This is a genomic window from Cyanobacteriota bacterium (genome assembly GCA_025054735.1).
Lineage (GTDB): Bacteria > Cyanobacteriota > Cyanobacteriia > SKYG9 > SKYG9 > SKYG9.
In genome coordinates this window covers 1-5,256 of record JANWZG010000288.1, presented here as the reverse complement: position 1 = coordinate 5,256, position 5,256 = coordinate 1, and the positions used below count along the sequence as shown (strand labels likewise).

The following is a 5,256-nucleotide window of genomic DNA, read 5'->3' as shown; positions in this document are numbered from 1 at the left end:
GCAAGGTTACGTTGCAGAGGTCTTCAGTATCTTCCCAAAAGCAGATAGGGCAGACTAGATAAGTTCCTGGGGGTGGCTGAGACAAGACTAGGTATCCACAGCAGGGACAGGGATACAGAGGACTGGCCTTGCTCTTGTTCATAAACTAAGTCTCATTACAGGATGACCTTATCAATAACACTAAGTAAGTAATGTTGAATAAGTAACACTGAAATCGACAACCACTACAACATGAAAACCCCGCTAGAATCACCTTGGGCTTCTGGATTGGGTGATAACCAGATGAACGAAATTTGTCAGATATGGCCAGTTACTCTAGAGAAGTTGTACTGACCGCACGAACCGCTGTAGCTGCCGACTTTCCAATTCCAAAACCCGTCGGGCAAAATCTGGGTCATGGTCAAGCAGGTCGTCAAAAGCATTGACTGAAATGGCTAAAATGCGCGTTTTTTCGCTAGCTGCAATGATTGTATTTTCTGAGTTGCTATGGGCCAAAACCTCTAATTCGTCTAGCGTTTGTCCAGGATGAAGCGGCTCTACCCGAATTTCAGAGCCAGTTTGATAGTGAACCTCGGCATCACCTTCCATTAAAAGCAACAACTCTCGACAGGTATCGCCTGCTTCTGTGATGATTCCTCCGGCACTGTAAGTTCTTGTCTCTGCCCGATTGGCAAGAGCAATGAGCGTTTCACTCTGCATCCGGTGGAAGAAGTCACTGTTAAATAGATAGATTAATTTCTCTAGCGTTGGAAATTCGGTCAGAGATGGGGGTGCAGTGGATAATGATTTCCACGACAACAATTGCTCGATCGTCTCTTGAACCAGCCGAGAACTGAATTGATGGCGATGATGGTGAGCGATTGCCTGACTGCGTTCTATATCTAGTTGAGCAATGATATATAGTGCTGCTGCCTGTATCATCGGATTTTGATCTTGCAGCAATGCTTCTAAACGACTCAGTATAGTCTGGGCGGAGAGTTCTAGCGAACAGGAACTAGGTATGGCTCCGGGTTGGGTTAAGCATTGCAGGATTGCGGCTGGCAGGCGATCGCTCCAGTTCTCTTGCGCTAAAATCTCTCCTAACGTGGCGGGCGATGCCTGCTGCAAGTCTTGTGCCAGAGTGAACGCTGCTGGATCAGACTGAAGCATTGCCAAAGTTTCAAGAAGCGATCGTACAATTAGCTCTTCCTTATGTCTGATATTTTCTTGGAGAAGGTTTAGTACGGCTTGATGCTTGTGTAGTATTGGTTGATGCAGAGCACAGTAACAGTCAATCAATTCAGGGAGTTGTGCTAGAAGAAACTCAGCTTTTTTGATACTGCTCGCACTACCCGAAAATCCACTGAGAATCCATTCTTCTTCCTGGGGAGTGATGGAATATTGACGACGCAGAGCATGAACGTCGGCTGAATTCTGAAATGATGGTTGCTCAAATGCCGAGCGGTCAAGCTGTTTCTGCTGCAGCAACATTAACCGCTCCAGTGATTGGCGATAGCCGCTTAACCGTATTTGATTTTCTAAGCTGCGTCTGCGATCCGGATTGAGCAACTCTGGATCTTCAATGCCCAATTCCTCTAGGACAAGCCGGTGTTCGTCATCCGTAATGCCTAGTTCCTGGCGCATTTGCTGCAAAACTTCCAGACTACTGGAGTAGTTCACATACCCTTCTTCTAATGCTTCTCGCACAACTCCTTTGTATGCCTGATGTCGTTTTTCGCGGGTAAAACCAGGAAGCACCTTAGCTAATACATACACTTCATGGGTGTTTAGATCGCTGAGCGATCGCCCTTCCAAAAACTGTGCGACATTAAGTTGTAATTTCTCTAACTGTTTGCGGAATCGATTTGCTAGATTTTCGCGAGAATAAAGATCAGAACTCCGCTGCCAGACTTTATAGAGCCAGAGGGTACTCAGCGCTACTAAACCCAGATCGTAGAGATATTGCACTGACCAAGGGAGCAGCAGCACCAGAGGACGACCTCCAAAGATAAAGAAAATATTAAAAATTCCAAAGGTACACAGGCTAAAGATACGATGGCGAATCGTCTCGCTCGATAGATTTGGCTGATGCTGCCGACTATAGGCTTTAATGCGGTTCTCAAGCCATCTTCCACCCCAATACCCGATCGCCGTACAGACCCCTAGCACTAGTGGCACTGCAACTAGTTTGGGAACATTGATTGTTTGCCCAAACAGGTAAAGTCCAGGGTCGAATAGCGAAGCAAGTTGATCCGTTTGCCGCGCCCACGCCCCAGAAAAGTAATAGTTCCAGTTACCTGCATAGAGATAGTAATAGCCAAAATAGCCAATCACTAGGCCGACATAGCCATAGCGCAGGAACGAGGTTTCGGGTTTGTTTAAGCTATTCCAATAGGTGCGCTCGGCATCAATGTCAATGCAAGGATTTTGACAGGCGACGCAAGCACTTTGCTCTTTACCATCTGCTAACACTACACGACACATCGATTGCGTAATCAGTCGCTCACTGGTGTGGGCTTTACTACTTAATAAGCCCCCTGGTTCACTGTAGATGCTTTGCACGGGAGCCATTGGACAGAAGTACTGACACCACGACTTGCCACTATACCAGTAGCCTACTGCGATCGCGGCTGCGATGGTAAATAACAACCAGCCTGCTAACACTAGACGATCGGCATTAAAAAACAAAATTCGCCCGCACAATCCAGCAAACAGCCAGCCAAATTGCACATAGGGATAGTTTCGACCCAGCCATGAATTTGGGTCAACCTTGGCCAACTCGTAGCGCACTTTACCTGTTGCTTTATTCTCTCGCTTAAACTGTCGCTGCCATCCCAAAGCACGAGGAATTTGAGACAAAAAGGAGAGTGGGCAAATTCGCCGCCATAGCTCATGACCAAACACTAGCAGAATAAAGATTGCAGAGGGTACAACGACTCCCCAGAAGAGGGTTGTTCCTAATGGATAGGGTTGCTCAGATAAGCATTTTCCCTGCACCTGTACACAGACAGGTGATAATCGCAAAGGACTCCAAGGATGATCGGGTGTGGTGAGTGCTGATGTCCAGGGGTCGTAAAACAGGGAGGCAATGATGAGTAGCCAGCCCACAGTCAACGCCCAGCGAACCCAATGCATTTGTCGCTCTGGTAGTTGTGCAAACATAGGCAAATCTTTTCTCTGCTGTGGTCTTTATTAATTGTGTGTTAAAGACCATAGGATTCTGCCATTGGTTTTCTCTAGGCTGACTATACGAATTTCTCAGAATTCAACAACATCGTGAATTCGGGGCTAATCACCTGGAGATTATTGCTGACTGCCCAAAATTAGAGACAAGGCATTGGTCTTGTCCTGATTTCAGGATTGCATGATATAACGCTTAGCCCTGGCGAAAAGTCTCTGCATTGTGTGAATATGTGCATTTTATTTATCCAACGCAATCCAGAGATGTATCACATAGCTCATGAAAGCTATCGAAGGGCTGTTATCTCCTGCTTATAAGCCAGCAGCAACTAAGCCAGTGATTCAGCTACGATCGCCCATGACCGATCGCAACTTCTGTTGCAGCTCATCCTTAATCCGCCCTAGAATTGTCTCTTCGTCTAAGGACTCTAGAATGCGAGTGACGACAGCCTTGGGGCCATCGGCTCCCCAGGAAGCCCCATTGAGCAGATATGTCTTTGCTACTTGTCCAATGCCATAGGTAGCCACCCCAGCAACGCCTGCTTGGGTAATAGCAACAGACAGATAGGGGGCGAGGGCTGCTCCGCCAGTGGCCGCAGTTGACAGACCCAGCAAGCTCTTAAGGGAACTGAGTCCTAGAGTGGCTAGTAACTCGCTGGCACCAATGCCCCCCATGCTGAGGGCAATTTTTTGCAATAGAGCCACAGCTCCCTGTTGGGTCATGTCAATGCCATAGAGGCGAGAGAGGGTCAGGATCATAGCAACATCAATCACAGCACCACTGAGTAAGTCTAAGACCGTCAGGGGATTAAGGGCGATCGCCATGGCCTTAGTGATAGTGCTGTTCCAGATAATTTGATTGGCACTGCGATCGCGAATCACAGCTTTCCGGTTTACTACTTGTGTATTGACATCATCTGCATAAAGCATAGTATTCAGGGCCACAAGGGATTTTCCTTCCCGATCCAGAATCTCCAAGATTTTTAGCTTCAAATCATCTACTTGGGGCTTACCCCGGCTCAGTTGTGCCGATACCTTGCCCTCTGCGTTACGCACGGCTGTTGCTACCAGTGGTGATGCTGCCGCCATAACAATCTCATCAGGAGAGAGCAACTCCCGCACCCGCTCGTCTCGAATCTTGTGGTAAATTGCCATACGATCGGCATCAGGATATTGGTCAATTTTGTTGAATACCAACACCATAGGCTTGCTGGCTTCCCGCAGGTGACGAAGAGCGTTGTATTCCACCTGGGTAATATCTCCCGCTACCACAAACAAAATCAGATCCGCCTGCCGTGCTACCTCTGTTGCCAGCCGTTCCCGCTCTTCTCCCGCTACCTCATCAATGCCAGGAGTATCAATTAATTCCACACGAGATTGGTCAGTACCACGCAATGCAAACCTGACTAGGGGACGATCGCTGCCCGCAACGGTCTCCTGGCGCAAACTCCAAGACGTGCTGGATACATCCCGCGTTACTCCGTGGGTAGGCCCTACTGCAAACACCTCCTGTCCTATTAAGGCATTCAGCACTGATGACTTGCCCCGACCCACCATGCCAAACACGGCAATATGAACGACTGCCTGGTTCAGCTTATCCAGCATGGCTTGTAGCCCTTGAATCTCTGACTCTAGGCCACGCCGCTCTTGAGGAGACAAATCCAGGCGGCTCACCAGTTGAGCTAGTACATCTTGTGCCCGCCGATAGTTCAACTCTGCTTGAATATCTGCAAAATCCAGTATGGTTTGTTGTAAATCTTGCTGTAAGCCAGTCTCACATCCATAGGGGGGCTGCATTGGTTGGCGATTGTCTCTAGCGCTAACTTAATTTCTGTTCAATGCTAGCAAGAATCTTCTGCATCTACAGCGGTGCCGATCGTGTTCATTGAATGCCATGACTACCAACTACGGGAAACAAGATAAGCTAAGACCAGTTCATTCCCTAGCCATCCTATGCCCCGCTGGTTCAACACCGCTGGCCCCTGCCGTGCCGACATTCACTACATGCTGCCCCCCACTAGCCGGTTGCCGCAACTGGAGCGCCTGATTGCGCAAGAAACCTATTTCGTCATCCACGCCCCCCGACAGACCGGCAAA

At 48.5% G+C, this 5,256-nt stretch carries 4 protein-coding genes; 1 reads left to right on the top strand and 3 read right to left on the bottom strand.

All coding sequences use genetic code 11. From position 1 onward, the window contains the following. The 3 genes from NZ772_13270 to NZ772_13260 all read right to left on the bottom strand — a co-directional run. Positions 1 to 142 (bottom strand): CPCC family cysteine-rich protein (locus tag NZ772_13270; protein ID MCS6814521.1); only part of this gene is annotated, 142 nt, incomplete at its 3' end. A 173-nt stretch (positions 143 to 315) separates the two neighbouring features. Beyond that, positions 316 to 3,141: a cyclic nucleotide-binding domain-containing protein gene (locus NZ772_13265; GenBank protein MCS6814520.1), complete on the bottom strand. Its 2,826-nt coding sequence runs from the start codon at positions 3,139 to 3,141 to the stop codon at positions 316 to 318. Positions 3,142 to 3,501: 360 nt separating this feature from the next. Next, on the bottom strand, positions 3,502 to 4,956 hold the full coding sequence (locus NZ772_13260) for a GTP-binding protein (protein MCS6814519.1): 1,455 nt from the start codon (positions 4,954 to 4,956) through the stop codon (positions 3,502 to 3,504). Between the two features lie 156 nt (positions 4,957 to 5,112). Between NZ772_13260 and NZ772_13255 the strand changes: the two genes are divergently transcribed. Next, on the top strand, positions 5,113 to 5,256 hold a 144-nt coding region (locus NZ772_13255), incomplete at its 3' end, for an ATP-binding protein (protein MCS6814518.1).